12 protein-coding genes are annotated in these 20,610 nt (G+C 47.3%); 3 read left to right on the top strand and 9 right to left on the bottom strand.

The window, feature by feature from the left end; all coding sequences use genetic code 11:
• The first annotated feature begins 5 nt into the window (after window positions 1–5).
• Together B7990_RS10280 and pheS are read left to right on the top strand one after the other, a co-directional pair.
• A complete protein-coding gene (locus tag B7990_RS10280) occupies window positions 6–6,680 on the top strand; it encodes a pilus assembly PilX N-terminal domain-containing protein (RefSeq protein ID WP_141099257.1) in 6,675 nt (2,224 codons plus the stop codon).
• 92 nt (window positions 6,681–6,772) lie between these two features.
• On the top strand, window positions 6,773–7,795 hold the full coding sequence (gene pheS, locus B7990_RS10275; protein WP_072827927.1) for a phenylalanine--tRNA ligase subunit alpha: 1,023 nt from the start codon (window positions 6,773–6,775) through the stop codon (window positions 7,793–7,795).
• A 177-nt stretch (window positions 7,796–7,972) separates the two neighbouring features.
• Here the strand turns inward: pheS and B7990_RS10270 are convergent, their stop codons facing one another.
• The 9 genes from B7990_RS10270 to rfbA all read right to left on the bottom strand — a co-directional run bounded on the left by B7990_RS10270 (window position 7,973) and on the right by rfbA (window position 17,904).
• Window positions 7,973–9,352 carry a mannose-1-phosphate guanylyltransferase/mannose-6-phosphate isomerase gene (locus tag B7990_RS10270; RefSeq protein WP_088640867.1) on the bottom strand — a complete coding sequence of 460 codons (1,380 nt, stop codon included), beginning with the start codon at window positions 9,350–9,352 and terminating at the stop codon, window positions 7,973–7,975.
• Between the two features lie 21 nt (window positions 9,353–9,373).
• Window positions 9,374–10,510, bottom strand: a complete 1,137-nt coding sequence (locus tag B7990_RS10265) for a polysaccharide biosynthesis/export family protein (protein WP_088640866.1) — start codon at window positions 10,508–10,510, stop codon at window positions 9,374–9,376.
• A 17-nt stretch (window positions 10,511–10,527) separates the two neighbouring features.
• Window positions 10,528–10,974 (bottom strand): low molecular weight protein-tyrosine-phosphatase, encoded by a 447-nt coding sequence (locus B7990_RS10260; protein ID WP_088640865.1) that lies wholly within the window; start codon window positions 10,972–10,974, stop codon window positions 10,528–10,530.
• Window positions 10,975–11,049: 75 nt separating this feature from the next.
• Entirely contained in the window at window positions 11,050–11,610 is a 561-nt protein-coding gene (gene rfbC / locus B7990_RS10255; protein ID WP_088640864.1) for a dTDP-4-dehydrorhamnose 3,5-epimerase, read from the bottom strand.
• Window positions 11,610–12,746, bottom strand: coding sequence for a dTDP-glucose 4,6-dehydratase (locus B7990_RS10250; RefSeq protein ID WP_088640863.1), 1,137 nt, complete (start codon window positions 12,744–12,746; stop codon window positions 11,610–11,612). Before B7990_RS10250 ends, rfbC begins: the two co-directional genes overlap by 1 nt.
• Before the next feature lie 213 nt (window positions 12,747–12,959).
• Complete coding sequence (locus B7990_RS10245; protein WP_088640862.1) at window positions 12,960–13,649, bottom strand: hypothetical protein; 690 nt, start codon at window positions 13,647–13,649, stop codon at window positions 12,960–12,962.
• 321 nt (window positions 13,650–13,970) lie between these two features.
• Entirely contained in the window at window positions 13,971–14,570 is a 600-nt protein-coding gene (locus B7990_RS10240; protein ID WP_141099256.1) for a hypothetical protein, read from the bottom strand.
• 191 nt (window positions 14,571–14,761) lie between these two features.
• Window positions 14,762–16,897: a M6 family metalloprotease domain-containing protein gene (locus B7990_RS10235; RefSeq protein ID WP_088640860.1), complete on the bottom strand. Its 2,136-nt coding sequence runs from the start codon at window positions 16,895–16,897 to the stop codon at window positions 14,762–14,764.
• Between the two features lie 119 nt (window positions 16,898–17,016).
• On the bottom strand, window positions 17,017–17,904 hold the full coding sequence (rfbA, locus tag B7990_RS10230; protein WP_088640859.1) for a glucose-1-phosphate thymidylyltransferase RfbA: 888 nt from the start codon (window positions 17,902–17,904) through the stop codon (window positions 17,017–17,019).
• 73 nt (window positions 17,905–17,977) lie between these two features.
• Here rfbA and B7990_RS10225 point away from each other — a divergent pair, with 73 nt between their 5' ends.
• Window positions 17,978–20,596 carry an RNA helicase gene (locus B7990_RS10225; protein ID WP_088640858.1) on the top strand — a complete coding sequence of 873 codons (2,619 nt, stop codon included), beginning with the start codon at window positions 17,978–17,980 and terminating at the stop codon, window positions 20,594–20,596.
• Window positions 20,597–20,610: the final 14 nt, after the last annotated feature.

Genomic DNA, 20,610 nt, shown 5'->3' with positions numbered 1-20,610 from the left:
TGTTTATGTCCAAGAAAGGTGTTTCCTTAATAACAGTCCTTCTGTTCATGCTTGTTGCAACAATCGCAGCAACAGCGACATTTAAATGGCTCACATCAGAGAACCGCTCTAGCGCAACGAGAATGTTACGGCAAGAAGCTTACCAAAGCGCTATAGCAGGCATCGAAAACACTCGCGCCTGGATGACCAACCATGCAAACGATGTCGGCGGAGTCATCAAGCAATATCTCGAAAACAACAAGCGGCCGATCCATTTAAACTCCGTATTGCCGCAATTAGACCGCGCGGGCCAAAGTTACGACGTCTGGCTTGCCGGCGTCAACACCGAGAAAAACACATACAAGCTCAAGCTCGTTTCAAAGGGAACCTCCCGCAACGGAACAGAACACACTGAAGTCGCCATTCTCAAAGTGGACGGGCTTTACCGTATAAAAATTCCCCAGAACAGCGAGCGTTTCACATTCAACAAGGCTTTCCACGGCGCAAGCAAAGGCATCACCGGTAACGACACCATTGGTTCAGGCAACATCAACGGCGACTGGGCATACAGCAACAACCCTGTTGTCAAAGGCGACATGATTGTCACAGGCAACGCAAATTACGGCGGAACAGTCCACCATTATGGAGATTTTTATCTCGGCGGAAACCTAAACAGCGATGGTGAACTCATCTACGGCACAACAGGCATCGACACTTCCATCATTTACATTGGCGGGAATGTCACATGCCCACACGGTCAACCCATCAGGGTTTACGGAGACCTTTATGTAAAAGGCAACATCAGTCAACTATGCAAAATTTTTGTAAGCAGGAACTTGACTATCGGCGGTAGAATTGTCAGGGAGAACGACTACGACATCAACGTCGGCTTGAACTGGGTGTTCACCAATCAGTATACATCCCCTGACGGCGGAAACGAGCAGCTTGAACTGACACGATATGTAAACAACAACACAAATTTTGCGATCGGCGCAAATTTGTACATGCCATACAAGATCAAAACCTATTGCAATACGGGCGACAACAACTGCGGCGACTACAACGGGAAACGCGTCTTTACCGTAGGCGGCAAAGTCTACCGTTACAACAACGATCAATTCGAAATCGAAACGCAAACAAACAGCAGCTATAGTTACGGAGCCTATATGGACGGATGGACCCGCCCATTTGCCAACAGGGACCGTTGCAAGAACGATGACGAAGACAACTGTAGACAAGCGCGTATTTTCTCATTTAACGCAAGTGAAGTTTCCAATGAACGAATCCAGGAATGGAGCGCAACAGACAACGTCCTCAAAAATGTCAGCGGGAATTATTGGGAACACATCAATAAAATGAATAAACACGGCCAGATGATTTCGCCGACAACGCATAGAATCCCAGAACCCATTCTTTTAAAGAATGAATCCGCATGGAAAGCCGCGAAAGCAAATACATTCTGCGGACTCAATAAAAAATTTTATATCGACGACAGCTTTATCGATAGACTCAACATGTGCTACGTCAATGCCAAAAAGGAAAACAAGCTCTACAACGACGAATACCTGATTATCGAATGGCAGTATCAAGAAGACAAATCGGTCAATAAAGAGCTTGTAGGTAAATTCGTCTTTGACGTCACCACATCCCTTGGAAACGTAAATTTGCCACCGACATCTAACGGAAGCATCGTATTTCTTTATCTTGAAAAAGGGGCCTCAGGCCAGCTAAAAGGGCGCCAGGGAGCCACCTACAACTATCTCGTCTATTCCAAAGAAGATATAAACGAAATTAACGGCATCCACTTCAAGGGTAGCGTTATCATGGCCGACGGGAAAAAGCTCAAAAAATACCAGGGCGGCAACAATCTTGAATTTGACGGAAGCGTTTTAAAGTCACTTGCAAACGCAGGCATCATTAAAGAAAACCCGGAATACACAAAGCTCTCCGAAGGTACAGACGAAGAGGAAGGCGGAACAGTCATTTCAGGAACATCCGTACAATACGATTCCTATTACGTAGCCACATCACCGCAGCTCATCATCTCTCTGGAATCCCAATATGCCAGCCGTGAAAAAATCGAGACGTCCGGAAATGCAGCCGCACAACCGATATCTCCTTCAGCGGTAATACTCCCCCGTGTTATTTACCTGACTAAAAATCCCGACGGGAAACTCATAGACTACTACGACATTGTCAACCTAAATGGCGCACACGAACAAAAGGACCCCTCTAAAATCACTTGCGATCCATCGTTAAATACTTATGGACTGCTGTACCAAAACGGCAACATGCTTGCAGACGATGTCTACAATTGCAAGCACCAAGGCGAAACGGGCGACCTTCCTTTCTATGTTGTCGTCACTGGCGAGACAGGTTCTTCCCCTGCCATTAGATTCCCGGAAGAATACATAGACATCACCACAAGCAGCAACTTAACCGTTTCGGCATCTGTTGAAACGTCTTCGCACCCAAGCCCCGCAACAATCGACGTTGCCGTATCAGCCCGACCCAGCGGGTGGCATGTCACACCAATCACAGGAACTTCTTTAGTCAAGCGAGAAACTTCCGACATTGAAGATGTTTACACGCTGACCTTCACGCCCAACCAACCTACAATTGAATTGTTTACGGTCTCCACGACCGCAACAGCAGAGCAAGGCAGCGTCAAGATTTACCTCAGGTCCCCGATGAGCGGTTGCATTATCAAGCAATTCTCTTCAACAAGCGTCACCATGACAGGCTATGTTACGGTAGAACGTGGCAGCATAGGCCAATATTGCAGCAAGAGCGAGAACAGCCAAATCTGTTCAGAACAAGGATACGACCAAAAGGCAAACAACCTCGACTGTGACGACCTCGTCTCTGGAGAATGGGTTCGCGCAGTAGGAACAAACGTAAAAGTCACAACAGAAAACAACAAATGGAGCGTCGCAACAAACACGGCCATCCACTTGAAGGACATGAACAATGTCCCTAGCTACTGCGAACTTCTGCTGCCGACAGAAAACAATTCCATACAGCAGGCCGAGCAAAACGGAGAATACAAGCTCTACGCCTCTTTAAAAAGAAAGCGGTATACATTAACCGTAAAGACAAAGGGCACAGAAATTAGCGGTTCCGGCGTATCCATCTGGCTTGCCGATGATGACGACAACTACACGGACGTTACAAGTTCAAGCTACTGTCAAAAGAACAGCGACGACAACATCGTCTGTAGTGTTTATGCCGGCTGGAAAATCAAGACAAAATATATAGAACAGGGATCCGACAAATTCTCGCGTTGGGAATGCGACGGAGAAAACTGCGCAACGGCATCGAAATCCATAACAGGCCATGAATATACGCTTAGCCCAATAACGTCGAACAATACCATCACCGCCGTATTTAACGACAAGGACAAGCATTGTTTCTACGAAGACTTTACAACGTTAACGGCATTCTGTTCCGGGAACGCCACAAAGTGCATCAATTCCTGCGAAGGCGGGAAACTCCATTCTTGTAGCGTCTCCGGCGTCAATGCTGATTGGCAGCTCATGTACCCCAACAACGGAAATAGCGCAAGTATTCCGCCATTAATTCAATATGGGTCCATAACACTCAGCAACGGCTTACAAAACGACAATCCAACAATCGTCTTGAACACAAGAGAAGCGGGCATCCACGGAACCATGAGTTCCCTGATGCAGACAACGATTCTTGAAAACGCAAACAAAAAATGGAGTTCCGGCTTTATATTCAGCTCGGACGCTTCAGCAAGTTCTTACACCATCCTGAATATTTTTGGCGACGCAAGCAACAGCAAAGCCCTGACAGCGCGAGTCTGCAAAGGAACGAGTCAATCAAATACAGTCACGAGCACCAACTGCACAAGCGCAGTCTTGAAAAAATCTTCTTCACAGAAGCTTTCGATAAGGTCCGAGGACATGATTAAATTATGGATTGAGCTTTCCATAGAAAACAAGCTGTCCATAACGGCAACCGTCGAAAATTCCACAGCCACAGCCGAACTGGACATTTCAACGTTCCTGGGTTCTCGCGATGAACACAGCCGCTATGTCGGTTTCAGCATTTCGGACCCATCTTTCAAAATCTACGATATCGGCTGGAGCAGTTACTTCTTTGCAGACGACTGTTTTGAAAACCCAACAATCAACTGTTCGTTCAAGGCAAACTACCTTGGCGGGCGCGTTCCCAAGAACAAAAATGTTTCTCCGTGGGTCGGGCTTTCGAGCTGGTTTGAAGACCACGGCTGCAAAATAACCTATTACTACAATGGCTGCGACAACGCGACCGGCAACGCAACATCCGGCTGCGAAGGGAACAAGTTCAACAGGAACTGGTTTTTAACATGGTGGAACGAACATGATGCAAACGGAGTCTTCTTTGGGAAAGAGCTTAGCGGATCTATATACAACTTCTCCGAAGAGGATGTTCACGGAACATCTTATACAACACCGTACGGAACAACAACCATTAACGATGCCAAAGTCAAGATTTCAGAATGTTCCGACCAGTCCAGCCTCGAAGGGACCTGGACAAGCTGCGGATCATTCTGGGTCGGTGAAATCGAACGCTGCTCCCAAAACGCACAGATCTACAATTCAGACACTCCAATATACGGCTATTCAGAAGATGAACTCGAAATACCTGTTGATGCAAACGGAGGCATCGTCAATCTACGTGGTTCCATCTTGCTGATTGAGATTTCGGATTTCGTAGAAGCAGAAGGCGACAAAATCGTACTGTACTTAAAAGACAAAAACGGGAACCTCAGCATTCCAAAAGAAATTACAACTAACGGAACACATTCTTTTGACGTCAACGACTTGTCGAACCTGGATTCGTTCAACCCAGAATTTGTCCAGACGATAACCCTTAAAAGCACCTATTCATCTTACCACGTGAATTCCGTTTTATCATCTTGCCCTTACGCTCTCAACATCAGCAACTGCAAGGCGACATACAACGGAATTTCCTGGAGACTGACATCAACCATCACCAATCTGGAAGGTGCGGCCATCAATGGCTGTTCTGTAAAAGAATCTGGAGGAGCCATTGAAGAAATGACCGAGCTTTCCTGCCCCGAAAACGGCGTATTCACCTTCAACGAAGAAGGGCTTTACGACCAAGTCAACAAGAGCGAGACAGCAATAACCCGCATTTTTGAAATCAGGGCCAAAAGCATTGATAGCGGATATGTCAGTTGCACAACGGAACCCGTAACAATTTCGCCCATCGACATCACATGCAGTGTCGAAAAGACTGAAACGACGAGCGGGACAGACAAAGTCACTTTAACATACGGATTTACAGGATGTCCAAATTCAAGCTGCGAATATATACTCACAGCAGAAGACTCCGAAGGAATCACTAGAGCATCCGCTACCGGGAATGGAACCGGCGCAATGCAAGAATGGTCTCCGGCTCTTTCAACAGGAGAATACACATACAAGATATCCGTTTCCGGGAACCAGAAAAATTGCGGTACAGCAACCATATCAAACAACATCCAGGTTTCGAATTGCAAGGTAACGGGAACTAAGGTTTCCGCAGACTTGACCGCAACCGCAGAAACAGAATGGGAAATGCAGGCAGTCCTTCTCGACAACATCAGTGAAGTGGTCAAGGAAACTCATGTTCACAAGGGCCATGGAAGCAAATACGATCACGAGCTGCCGCCCACAGCAGACCTCGCCTCGGGCATCTATACAGTACAGCTTATTCTAAATGGAAAAAATGTCACCACCTGCGGACCGATGTCCATCACGGTCACACGTCCTGGATTATCTAGCAGCTCTACGACCGTAAGCAGTTCCACGACAGTACCGATAGAAAGTAGTTCTAGCGCCCCTGCTGAAATCAAGGCCACATGCAGTTTCGAAAAGGATCTCACACCCAATGAAACCTCCGCCAACTTTATTGCAAACTTTACAAGCGGAATGGAATCCGGCATGTACGTCTACTTGCAATCAACAAACTTCAAGACAGAAGATATATGGATCGACAGGAATGCCGAGCAAATCATCCCTGTATCCAAGACCTCTAATTTAGCGGGCACCTATACGCTTTTCACCAAAAGCGGGAAAAGAATATGTTCAGCAAAGTTAAATGTCATCGACAGCACTTTATTTAACTGCAAGACCAGTAAAAACAAGGTTCTTGCAGGATCCAAAGTCAATATTAGCGGGACATACATGGGAGTTAACTGCTATGATATCCAAATTCGTATGAACGGTCAACGAATCGCCGGAGGAAGCAAGTCCAACACAGGTGTCATATCAGAAGATATCTATGTATCCGACAATCCAGGCACCAATACATATTCCATATACGTCAATGCCGGAGAGATCAATTACGAATGCTTTACGGAAGTTACAACGGCTGGCTATACCATCAAGCAGCTCGGAGGCCACAATGAATGGGGCGACTGGAATACCGTCGATGTCGCATGCAACGATTCCGTATTCATCAAAGTTGACGGGTGGCAAAATCGAAATGTCTATTGCCGAAGCGACGACAGAAAGGCCCACATCACGATAAGGGGCAACGGCATTGGTTCAAACTCGAACGCGTCAACGTGCAGCAACGGAACATGCGACGATGCCACTCTGGGTCTTTGCCTTGCAGGTGAAAATCCCTGTGAACGCGTCCTTTACACGTCCTGCAATGAAAGCATGATAAAATGTAGAGTGGAATAGAACCTTCTCTTTTTAGCAAGCTCCCCTACCGGGGAGTTTTTTTGCATCTACTCGTGCAATGAGGCCGCTATTTTTCTAAATTTTGCCGTACTATGAGTGAAGCTATTAACAATGTCAAGCAGGCCTTTGATGCAGAACTTGCACAAACGGACCTCACCAATCAAGAAGCGGTCAACAATCTCCGCGTAAAGTACCTCGGCAAGAAGGGCGCCGTCACCGACCTCATGAAGCAGATGGGTTCGCTCAGCGCCGAAGAACGCCCCGCATACGGCAAGCTCGTGAACGAACTGAAGGTTGCCGTTTCCGAAGCAATCGACAAGGCTATCGAAACCGCAAACGAAGCAGCTCTCCAGAAGAAGCTCGCCAGTGGCGCTGTCGATATCACGCTCCCGGGCGCAGGTATTGCTGCCGGTTCTACGCATCCGCTGTACGACGTCCGCGAAGAAATCATCGACTTCTTTGCGCAGATGGGTTTTGATGTGGACTTCGGCCGCGACATCGAAACGGATTGGTACAACTTTGAAGCTCTCAACACTCCGCCTGACCATCCGAGCCGCGACATGCAGGACACGTTCTACGTGGACAACAAGGTCATGCTCCGTACGCACACGTCGGGCACCCAGATTCACTACATGGAAACGCACAAGCCGCCTTTCCGCATGATCGCTCCGGGCCACGTGTTCCGCGTCGATAACGATGCGACCCACGCTCCGATGTTCCAGCAGTGCGAAGGACTTGTCGTTGACGAAAACATCAGCTTCGCCGACCTCAAGGGTGTGCTCCAGGTGTTCATGAACAAACTCTTTGGCGCAGGCGTCAAGACTCGCTTCCGTCCGAGCTTCTTCCCGTTCACGGAACCGTCCGCAGAAATGGACGTAAGCTGCGTGTTCTGCGGTGGCAAGGGCTGCCGTCGTTGCAAGGGCACGGGCTGGATGGAAATCGGTGGTTGCGGCTCTGTGGACCCGAACGTGTTCAAGAACTGTGGCATTGATTCCGAAAAGTTCACTGGCTTTGCATTCGGTTTCGGCCTTGACCGTATCGCCATGCTCCGTCACGAGATTCCGGAAATTGGACTTTTGACCGCTAACGATCAGAGATTCCTGAGCCAGTTCTAATAGCTATGGGCGCGGCACTTCGTGCCTCCGAGGCATGAGGTCGCTCGCTAAAGCTCGCTTTGAGCATTAAAAAGCGAACCGTTGAGGTTCGCTTTTTTTTCGTTGGGTACAAAAATAGCGGGCCGAGGCCCGCCACTTTTAAGACTTCTTACTGTCTACTTCCTACTGTCTACTCTCTTACGAGCGCTTGTAGTCGTCCTGCACACGGATGATGTCGTCTTCGCCGGTGTATTCGCCGACCTGTACTTCAACGATCACGAGCGGGAGCTTGCCTTCGTTCTGCAAGCGGTGAATCGTTCCAGACGGAATGTAGGTCGATTCGTTCGGACGCACGTAGAACACCTTGTCGCCAACGGTGCATGTTGCCGTACCGCTCACAACAACCCAGTGTTCCGAACGGTGCAAATGCTTCTGCAACGAGAGGCGTTCGCCCGGGCGAACAACAATGCGCTTCATCTTGTAGCGATCAGTCGATTCAAGCACGGAGTACGTGCCCCACGGGCGGTTAACCGTCTGCGGGACCTTCGGCAAGTCGGAGCCGCGAGCCTTGAGCTCGTCGACGACCTTCTTGACCTTCTGGCTGCTCGCAAGAGGTGCAACCAAGAGAGCATCCGGCGTATCAACAATGAGCATGTTGTCCAAATCAATCGTGCAAATCTGGCGCTGGCCGCCGAGTACGAGCGAATTCTTGGAACCAATGGCCAAGTGCTTTGCGTTCACGTTGTTGCCATTTTCGTCATGGTCGAATTCACCGTAAAGAGAATCGAAAGCGCCGAGGTCAGACCAGCCGATATCGCTCGGCACGACCTTCACCTTGGCAGACTTTTCCATCACGGCGTAGTCAATCGAATTCGAAGGGATGTTCATCATGTCTTCGTGATCGACACGGACAAGAGCATCCTTGTTTTCTTTCTTGGCGTTCGCAAAGGCAATCTTTGCAGCCGTCAAGATATCCGGCGAGTACGTCGAAAGTTCATCGAGGAAAGTCGAAGCCTTGAAGCAGAAGATACCGCTGTTCCAGAAGAACCTTCCAGAAGCGACATACTTCTTTGCGGTTTCCAGGTCCGGCTTTTCGACAAAGCGCTTGACATCGTCACCGTTTGCTTCAATGTAGCCGTAACCCGTTTCCGGACCCGTCGGCGTGATGCCGAACGTGACCATGAAACCTTTCTTTGCAAATTCTTCAGCCTTGCGCAAGCATTCTTCGTAAGCTTCGGCCTTGCGGATCACATGATCCGACGGAGACACAAGAACGACATCTTCCGGATCAAGGCCAAGGCAAGCAAGCGCAATTGCCGGAGCCGTATTGCGGCCCACCGGTTCCAGGAGGAAGCGGACATCATTGGCGCCCACTTCTTCGAGCTGGTCCTTGGCCAAAAAATACTGTTCCGCATTGCTTACAATGTACTGAGCACTGCAAATACGAGAATTCGTCTTTACCGTGCGCTGGAACAGGGAAGCACCGTCAAAAAGGCGTGCGAACTGCTTCGGCATAAGAGAGCGGCTAATCGGCCAAAGGCGCGTTCCGCTACCACCACACAAAATCAAGTTAATCATATAGTTTTACCTTACTACGGATTACTTCCAGCCTTCGTTATGAATGTATTGCACATGCTGAATAGCATTCGAAGTATTATTAAACGTAGAAATAGTAGCATTAAGCGTCGGCAAGATCAGACCGATAAAGCGATTCCATGTAGCAAGGCCAGAAGCATCGACATACACGATATCGCGCGGGTTCAATTCAAAGCGGTCAGCCATCGCAAGCGCCATAGCATTCTTTGCATCCAGCTGATAAATGTCAATCTTTTCCGGCGAAGAATTTCTAATAACATAAATGTCCTTTGAAGAAGCATTTATAGCATTCACACCGCCAGAAGCAGCCAAGGCTTCAGCCAAGCTCAAGTAGTTATCCATTCGAACAATGCCGCTTCTTGCAACTTCACCGAGGACATAGACCTTTCTATCTCTTTCCGTATCAGACTTCAGCGGAACAAAAACCTGGTCACCCGGCTTTACAAGGATTCGTTCTATAGCAATATTGTCCTTGAAGGCGCGAATGTAATCGATATTATAGACCTTGTCGCCACGGCGGAGCTGCACAAACGTAGGATCGGCCGATTCCTCAAAGCCCCCAACAGCGGCAAGCGCATCCGGAAGCGTCATCGGGTTTTCATCAAAGTTTACAAAGCCAGGCTTATTCACAGCACCTGTAACAAAGGCCTTGCGGCTGTGGTAACCCGTCACACGGACATCCACCTGCGGATCATTAAGGATCTTATCGGAAAGGCGTCTGGTGATTTCAAGACGGAGTTCCTGAGCGGTAAGACCCGCCACCTGAAGTTCGCCGGCATACGGATAGAAAAGCTTACCATCAGTCGTCACCTTCTGGCCGGCCGGCTGGTACTGTCCCATCGGAGAGGTCAGTTCTGGATGTTCCCACACAACGACCTGCACCATGTCCAGAGGTCCAATCCTGTACTCCAAGTCAGGGAGCGTATCTACCATCAAATCTTCCAACTTGCCTTCGGATGGATTAACAGCGGCAACCACCGGTTCACCCATATCGCCCTTTTCAATGGAATGCAACTTGAAAGTAATTCCATTATAGGTTGTGGAATCTGTAGGGATGTCCATCCGCATCTGAGGGGCCGCAAAGCAGCCATTCAGAACAGCGGCAGCAACACCACAAAGAGCTATACCTATTTTATTCATACATTACCTTTTTTAAATTATTTATTAGCTTCACTTTGTCTAATCTTTTCAACCCAATACGGTGTCAGCTTGGAAATGAAATTCCATGCGAGAACAAACGCGTTTTCAGGTCTTCGATACGGGTCCGGAATATCGACCTGGTGGGATTCACCATAACGGAAAACCTTACCTTCAAGCCACGGATATTTATGCAAAAGTTCCCTTTTATGTCCGTTTTCCATCACCAAAATCAAATCAGCCCACTTGAGAATATCCAAATTGATTTGGCGCGCTTTATGGGCGCTCATATCAATGCCATGCTGCAAAGCAATCTTCTGCGATATTTCGTGAGCCGGATTATCAACCAACGCTCCAAGCCCAGCACTCATCACGTTAAAGCCCGGTCCAAGTTCCTTTTTCAAAAGGTATTCCCCTGTAGGGCTACGGCAGATGTTCCCAGTGCAAACGACAAGAATATTTTTCATAGTAATCAAAAAATAGCAAATTAATTAGTGAATTTGGGTATTAGTTAATGGTCTATGGCCAATAGTCATTGGCCTTTAGTCAAACGCGAAACCTAGGTCCTTGAGACACGGGTTCTTCGTATCCTTTTCAGAAAGAAGCGGCTCAAAACCATCCCCAACCGGCCACTTGATGCCAATTTCAGGATCATTCCACATAAGGCCGCCTTCATCGCCCGGGGCATAGAAGCGGGTGCACTTGTAAACGAACGAAGCCGTTTCGGAAAGCACGACAAAGCCGTGAGCAAAGCCTTCGGGAATGTAGAACTGCTTCTTGTTCTCGGCGGAGAGCGTGACGCCCACCCACTTGCCAAAGGTCTTGCTGTTCTTGCGAAGGTCTACAGCCACGTCAAAGACTTCGCCTTCAATCACGCGAACAAGCTTGCCCTGCGGATTTTGCTTCTGGAAATGGAGACCGCGGAGAACACCCTTCTTGCTACGCGACTCGTTATCTTGAACAAAGTCAACATCAATGCCGCCTTCGGCAAAGTCGCGTTTGCTGTAGGTTTCCATAAAGTAACCGCGGGCATCGCCAAACACGGTCGGCTCAATAATCTTTACGCCTTCAATTTCAGTATTTATGAAATTAAACTTTCCCATTACCTGTTTCCGTACATTTTTTCGTAATACTTTTCGTAGTCGCCGCTCGTGATGTTGTCCAGCCATTCCTGGTTGTCCAAGTACCAGCGCACAGTCTTTTCGATGCCTTCTTCGAACTGCAACGACGGTTCCCAGCCGAGTTCCTTCTGGAGCTTGGTGGAGTCAATCGCATAGCGGGCGTCGTGGCCCAGGCGATCCGTCACGTAGGTAATCAGGTTCAGGTCTTCGCCTTCGGCGCGGCCAAGGAGCTTATCGACGGTCTTGATGACGACCTTGATGATGTCGATGTTCTTCCATTCGTTGAAGCCGCCGATGTTGTAAGTTTCAGCAATTTTGCCATTGTGGAAAATCACGTCAATCGCGCGGGCGTGGTCTTCGACAAAGAGCCAGTCGCGAACGTTTTCGCCCTTGCCGTAAACCGGGAGAGGCTTCTTGTGGCGGATGTTGTTGATGAACAGCGGAATGAGCTTTTCGGGGAACTGGTACGGGCCATAGTTGTTGGAGCAGTTCGTGACGATCGTCGGCATGCCGTAGGTGTCGTGGAACGCGCGCACGAAATGGTCGGAGCCAGCCTTCGAAGCAGAATACGGGGAGTGCGGCGTGTACTTCGTCGTCTCGTAGAAGAAATCGTCACCGTAAGCCAAATGGTGTTCCGAACTGGAGGCTGTCGTCGTGAACGGAGGCGTGATGCCCTCCGGGTGGTTCATCTTGAGAGCGCCGTAAACTTCATCCGTCGAAATGTGATAGAAGCGCTTGCCCTCGTACTTTTCCGGGAGGCTTTCCCAGTAGAGCTTGGCAGCCTGCAAAAGCGTGAGCGTGCCCATGACGTTCGTACGAGCAAAAGTGAACGGATCCTTGATGGAACGGTCCACATGGCTTTCTGCCGCAAGATGGATGATGCCATCGACCTGTTCATCCTGCATGAGCTTGTAGAACGCGTCGAAGTCGCAGATGTCCATCTTGACGAACTTGTAGTTCGGCTTATCTTCGACATCCTTGAGGTTTGCGAGATTGCCTGCGTATGTAAGCTTGTCGAGGTTGATAATCTTGTATTCAGGATACTTGTTCACGAACAGGCGCACGACATGGCTACCGATAAAGCCTGCTCCGCCTGTAATAACAATAGATCGTTTCATGCATTTCTCCAATTTACATGGGAAATATAGAAAGGTACTCCGTAGACGGCAAAATGTAAGATGTAGGAAGTGGGGTAAAAGCTAGAACTTGGTTGTCAGTCATTGTCAATAGTCAATGGTTATTGGACTTTTGTCTTTGGTTGTTTTCCTATGCAAAAAGAACCCGGCGCAGAGCCGAGTTCCTTATAGTCAAAATAGGACTAGGAAATAGAACTAGTGGGTGACAATCCAGTAATTCTGAGCGGGAAGGAAGTACTTTTCATAAGCCATCTGAGCCAATTCAGGACTGTTTTGGAGCTGATTGCCATTGTAAATAGTGCCTGCCAAAATAACCTGATTTGATTTACCTTCATTCCAAACAGCAATATAGTAAGTAATAACATTCAACTGTTCATATTGATAACCATTACCTGGATGGAAAGGCGAATCAATATTATCCGTTTGCGTTACACCGTCTCTTACGTTAGGAAACACTTCAACTGTTAAATTGTTGTAATTGTATATATTGCAAGAAGCTTGACGTTTCTTACTAATCGTCCTTATTCCGCAATTATAAAGAGGATAAGTCGTTATACGGAAGTAATCGGGAGTTGGGCCATTATCCATATGGAGTTCACCAACAGGAATGAAGGAACCCGGATCAATATACGTTTTTACCGTAAAATCAATACCTACGTTAGGATAATGAAGCCATTTAGAATTACTAAACAGCCCACCATTAGGGGCAACGGCAGCTAACGGTTCTTGGAAAACGTAGGGAGTTCCATTAACCTTAGCCAAGGAATTATGAGACTGTTCCTGCTTCACATCGTTCGTGGAAGCAACAGAATTATCAACGCCCATATCAGAGCAGCCCATCATCGTCATTGCCAAAATCGCGGCAGACAAGGTAATTTTATTCATATTATCTCCTTATGTTATATGAGGTAAACAAAATATATTCATTTTTATAACATAATCAAGATAAAATATTAAAAAAAATAAAATTTATTTTAAACAAACAACATGTTATCAACAAAATCTACTATAACTTCAAAAAAAAACAATCAAATTTATCAACAATTTATAAACAGAGCAATTCTATCAATTAATATAAGCTAAAAATTTCATTTATAAACTAGCATTATTTTACATTTAAAAATTCAGTTATCTATACATATAAAAAAGAACTCAACTAAACAAAGCTAAGTTCTTTTTTACCAAAGAGAGTCCTAAGACAACGGACTACGGAATTTCGTCGATGGGGCGTCTATGATTAATATTGTAGACAGCCTGCAAAACGTACTTTTGGTAAACAGAATAAGCCAAGCTATCCGGCAGAGTACCACCATAAGTCACGCTACTAAACTCATTCTGGCTCGGCTTACCGAGATTCCACACAGCTCCATAAGCCGCCACGACGCCCACTTGTTCATAGGGAACGGGCAATTCTGCAGTGTAAACGTCAAAACCCCTGGTTGCAGCCTTAGAATCCCAATTGGCTCTATGATGCGCGCAAGTCACATCGCCATTGTTCGCCATAGTGCATCCAGCAACGGCAACAGAAACAATAGTTGCTAAATCAGCAGCAACGGAAGTCTCCACCCAAATTGTAGCTCGACCTCTCGATTTCCAGGTAAAGTCATCAGGTCTCGAGTGCACTCTAACAGCAATTCCATCTTCCGGGTACACATATCTTTTATATCCGGAATGTTCAAGGCCAACTTCGCCACTAGAAATCGGTTCTGGCGTTAATTTAGCCAAAAGCGCACGACCCTGATCGGCATTCACTTCGTTTGCCGAAGCAACAGAGTTATCCAGCCCTGAATCAGAGCAGCCCATCATTGCCAACGTCAGAATTGCAGCTGACAGAGTAACTTTTTTCATATTTATCTCCTTCTTAAAAAAAGTACCACACATATATAAAATAACACTTTTAAAAGTAAATTAACACATTTAACCACAAATTACAGTTATTTTATTTTAACAAAATGCAATTTACTTACAATAAAATTACATTTTTCAAAATACCATAACTAGCGCGTATTAATCATTCCCGTAAATAAAGCCCTATTTTCTTGACTTACAGACAAAATCAATCCCATTTTCCCAAGAATCTTGTCGTTTACAACAAGCTCGGAGCCATCCATCGCCCGTTCGAGCAGCAAACTACCGATCGGCGAGAAGATTCTAACCACTTTTCGGCCTTGCTGCGGAGCATATACATAAATAGCCCCATTTTTCGCATTCACGCGAATTCCCTGAGCCAGAATCTTCGAAGAAACGCCAACAATGCCTTCGCTGGAACTCGATTCTACATCTTCAGAAGAAGACGATTCCACATCAGAACTCGAAGAATCCACTTCCGAACTCGACAGAGACTGTTCTGACGAAGACGATTCAGGAGCACAGCTCGACAAAGGCTCTTCGGAGCTAGAAGAAGCCGTTTCTGAGCTAGAGGAATATTCCTCAGAACTAGAAATTTGCATTTCGGACGATGAAGATTCTTCTTCGCTGCTTGAAGACTCCATTTCCGAACTCGACAAGTTTTCAGAGGACGACGACTCAACAGAAGAACTTGATTCTATGCGAACATTAAACGTAACATACTCTTTATCCTCCGATTCACTAATATCAGAAAGCGTAATATTCATGTTTTGTCCATTCCAAAAAACAAACTGATCAAATTCAGTTACATTATCACTTCCCGGGAACGAGTTCGATTCACGAGGCCAAAAATCTGGACCGGCCTCAACAATGTCCACTCGCAAGTGACTTCTATCATTATTAGGAGTAAGCCTTCTCCAAACCGAAGGTAGATAATCAATATGCCAAATCAACAATCCTGAATTCGGCAATTGATACTCCCATCCCTTATTCGTTCGGTATTCCAGCAAAAAGAATTCATCTGGATTTTCTTTATTAGTAATCTGATAAGCTACATTTTCCTCAATTTTATCCAGTTTCACAGCACCTTCAAAATCAAGTTCAACCGAAGAAAGCCAATTCAAAGACATGCGTTCAAATGCGGAATAAAGCGGAGGTGCACAATCGGTCGCATAGTCTTCATTATCTGGGCAATTATGCGATCCTTGATCCATGACATCCCATACACTCGGCGTACCACGATCCCAACCATCATTATACTTGGTATTGTACAAATCGGGCAGTCCCAGAGCATGGCTAAATTCATGAGCCATTGTGCCTATACCCTCTATAATATCCGTTGTTTCATCGTAGTAATACGCAGTCACATTTATTTCATTTGCACAAGCATATCTATAACCACTTTTGCCATTACCCAGTTCTATGGTATAATCTAAAGAACTACTATGTGGCCAAATAGCTTCTTTTACACCCGAACCATTAGATCCAACACCGGCATAGATCAAGCCGATATAATCGACCCAATCATTGCCATCTTTATCATACAAGCTAAAATCAATTTCATCTTTCAGCATATCCAAAGCTTCGTATATAATCATTCTAGCCGCACCGGAATTCAAACTACTAGTAGATTCCACACTATAAGAAGCTCGCGTTCCAGAAACCGTTACAGGCCCATATACATCAAAAGTAGGGCGGAACACTCCATTGGAACTTTTTATAAAGTAATCCCTAACACTTCCAATATTATAATATTCATTATACCCTTCCTTATTCAGGAAATCATTAAACTGGGTTTTAGGATCTGCACTTTTAAACTTCACATCCGCATATTCGACAAGAACTACAAGTACACGGACATCGCCCTGCGTAATTGATCTATTTACTTCAGGTAAACGCATTATTGGAGAATTAGAAAACATAGGTGCATCAAGCTTGTATTTTTCAGTACGCGATGCATCTTCTAGCATTTTTTCATAAATCGATTTTTCATTAAGGCTTGAGAGGAATTCCTTGTCGGCCTGATTGCGCGCCCCCGCATTTCGAGCGTAGATTCCAGAAGATTTACCATCAGCTCCAGCATAGGCGTAAAAACCAAGCTTATCTTCTTGCAAAATATAGCCGTCCACTGTTTCATAAAAATGAAAATACTCATCCCCCACTTGGCGAACCTGGACCGTTGTTCCGTCAGGCTGTTTCAACGGAAATGTGACGTTACGGGCTGGATTTGAAAAACAGTATGCAGCCAAAAACAATATCGGCAATACGAACCGAACAAGGTTCATCGCTCTCCTCCTTCTTTTTGAGCTTGAATTGAAATAATATAACAAAAATTTTCTTTATACAAAGAAAGCCCGACCGCAAAGCCGAGCTACAAAGCAATTAGAACAACATCGTTAACAGATTAGTAGTGAATCTTACCTTCGGCAACCTTCTTGAGGTGCTGGCCGTAAGGCGACTTGCCATACTTGGCCGCAGATTCCAGGAGCTTTTCCTTGCTGATCCAACCATTTCTGTACGCAATTTCTTCAACAGCAGAAATCTGGATGCCCTGGCGGTTTTCGACCATTTTAACAAACTCACCCGCTTCGATGAGGCTATCCATCGTGCCGGTGTCGAGCCACGCAAAACCGCGACCGAGGAGTTTCACGTCAAGTTCGCCCTTGTCGAGATAAGTCTTGTTGAGGTCGGTTATTTCCAGTTCGCCGCGAGCGCTCGGTTTTTGTTTTTTGGCAAATCCTGCCACGCGGTTGTCATAGAAGTAAAGGCCAGTAATGGCGTAATTGCTCTTCGGTTCCTTCGGTTTTTCCTCGACAGAAATCACCTTGCCCTGGTCATCAAATTCCACAACGCCAAAACGTTCCGGGTCTTCGACATAGTAGCCAAATACGCTTGCACGGCCATTTTTTTCGGCATTCTTGACGGCATCCTTCAAAAGCTGACTGAAACCGTTTCCGTAGAAAATGTTATCGCCAAGGACCATCGCGCAGCAATCGTTACCGATAAATTCTTCACCCAGGATAAAGGCTTGTGCAAGTCCATCCGGGCTCGGCTGCACCTTGTAGCTCAAGTTGAGGCCCATTGCAGAACCGTCGCCAAGCAAGCGTTCAAAATTCGGCAAGTCCGTCGGCGTCGAAATGATGAGGATATCACGAATACCCGCCAACATAAGCGTCGAAAGCGGATAATAGATCATCGGCTTGTCATAGACCGGCAACAATTGCTTCGATGTGACCATCGTCAGCGGATACAAACGCGTGCCGGACCCTCCAGCAAGTACGATTCCTTTCATTACAAATCTCCTTTCATTTGAAAATAGTAAACTTATTTCGATTTATTTTCAAAAGAGTTATCTTTGGGGCATTATGGCAGAGCAAAACAAGCGTATTCTTAAAGATTTTTTGAATGAACTTCTCGAAAAAGTCAACGGACACCGTTCTGATATATCATCCGAAGACGTTCTGGAACAATTTATGATGTGGGCAGAAGCCCGCGGAACGACGCTTTACCCCGCCCAGGAAGAAGCAATTCTTGAGCTTTTGGACGGCAAGAACGTTATCCTCAACACGCCGACCGGAAGCGGAAAGTCGATGGTTGCGCTCGCCCTCCATTTCGACAGCCTTGTACACAACCGCCGAAGCGTTTACACCTGCCCCATCAAGGCATTAGTGAACGAAAAGTGGATGGCGCTCTGCAAGGAATTCGGCGCCGAGAACGTCGGACTTTCGACCGGCGACGCGACTGTCAACCGCGACGCCCCCATCATCTGCTGTACCGCAGAAATTCTTTCGAACATGGCGCTCTGCGAAGGAGAAACGCTTACCATTACCGACATCGTGATGGACGAGTTCCATTATTACTCCGACCGCGAACGCGGTGTCGCCTGGCAGGTTCCGCTTTTGACGCTCCCGCAGTCCCGATTCCTCTTGATGAGTGCGACTGTCGGTGCCACCGAATTTTTCGAGCGCGACATGACCAAGCACACGGGTCGTGAATCCGTGACCGTCCGCTCCACGCAGCGCCCGGTGCCTCTGGACTTCAGCTACAGCACCACCGAAATTTCGACCGAAGTGCAAAAGCTCGTGAACGAAGGCAAGGCTCCCGTGTACGTGGTACACTTTACGCAAGCCGCTGCCGCCAGCAATGCCCAGAACTTCATGAGTCTGGACCTCTGCACTAAGGAAGAAAAAGTCAAGATTAACGAAGCCATTAAAGAAATCCGTTTTTCTAGCCCGTACGGTCCGGATGTCAAGCGCTGGCTCAAGCAAGGCATCGGACTGCACCACGCGGGACTTTTGCCGAAGTACCGCATCCTTTGCGAAAAGCTCGCCCAGCAAGGTTTGCTCAAAGTCATTTGCGGAACGGACACGCTCGGCGTGGGCGTGAACGTGCCTATTCGCACAGTGCTCTTTACGCAGCTCTGCAAGTACAGCGGCGACAAGACCGCCATTTTGACCGCACGAGATTTTCACCAGATCGCAGGCCGCGCAGGCCGTAAAGGTTTTGACAACGTCGGCTACGTTGTCGCACAAGCGCCCGAGCACGTCATCGAGAATCTGAAACTCGAAGCGAAGTCGCGCACGACAGGCAAAAAATTCCAAAAGCGTAAGCCGCCAGAACACGGCTACATTCCGTTTGACGAAAACACGTTCAAGCGTTTGATTGACGCTTCACCGGAACCGCTTACTTCAAGTTTCCAGGTGAACCACGGAATGCTTTTGAACATCTTGAGCCGACCGACGGACGGTTGCCGCGCCATGCGAGCACTCCTCAAGGATTGCCACGAAAGTGCAGCAAGCAAGAAGCAATTGCAGCACCGCGCCTTTTTGCTGTTCAGGAGTCTCGTCGAAAAGAAGATTATCGAGTTTGTGCCCGCCGTTGCCGAAGGCTACAGCCACTTGCGCGTGAACATGAACTTGCAAGACGACTTTTCGATGAACCAGCCGCTTTCGCTGTACCTGCTCGACACGCTCCCGAAGCTCGACAAGGATTCGCCGGAATACGCACTCGACGTCATTACCTTGTGCGAAAGCATTCTCGAAAATCCCGAAGCCATTTTGCGCATCCAGCAGAGCAAGGCTCGCGATGCCCGCATGAACGAACTCAAGGCACAAGGCATGGAATACAACCAGCGCCTCGAAGAGCTTGAAAAAGTCGAATACCCGAAACCGCTGCGTGATTTTATTTACGACACGTTCGATGCTTTTGCCGACATTCACCCGTGGGTGGACGAAAACATTGAACCCAAGTCCATCGTGCGCGAGATGTTCGAGAATTTCACGACATTCAGCGGTTACGTGAAGCAATACAACTTGCAGCGCATGGAAGCCATTTTGCTCCGCCATTTGAACGGCGTTTACAAGGTGCTTTCTCAGACCGTACCCGACGGCTACAAGAACGAAGAACTCCTGGAAATGCAGGACTACCTCGGCGAAATGATCCGCCGCGTGGACTCGAGCCTCTTGGAAGAATGGGAAAAGATGGCGCACCCGGAAGATTACCAGAAGCGCTTGGACGAAGGCGCTTCCGAAGACGAAGTCGAAAAGGCTTTCGGTGCAGACAAGGCCGCCGCAGACATCACGTACGACAAGAAGCGATTCCTCAACATGGTACGCCAGCGCATTTTCCAGATTATGATGAGTTTGCAAAAGCAAGACTTCTCGGATGTCCTGGACAGTCTTGCCGACGACCTTGCCGAAGGCGAGCTTTTAGCCGATGCCGAAGGAACGCCGTGGACGGAAAAACGACTCATCGAAACGATGGCCGCCTACACTGCCGAGCACCACAAGTTCCGCATGGACGTAGAAGGTCGAGCACTCAGCCACACTATCGTCACGTACGAAGGGAACATTATGCAGATACAGCAAATGCTCCAGGACGAAGAAGGTTTTAACGACTGGAGCATCGATTTCACGGTCAATCTCGACGAAAGCCGAGAGGCCGGAATGCCGCTATTAAAACTTGCACACATCGGCGAAGTTTAGATTATATTAGAAGA

Source organism: Fibrobacter sp. UWB4 (genome assembly GCF_002210345.1).
Classification (GTDB): domain Bacteria; phylum Fibrobacterota; class Fibrobacteria; order Fibrobacterales; family Fibrobacteraceae; genus Fibrobacter.
Note: the sequence above shows the minus strand (reverse complement) of the source record. Positions and strands in the feature narration are given on the sequence as shown.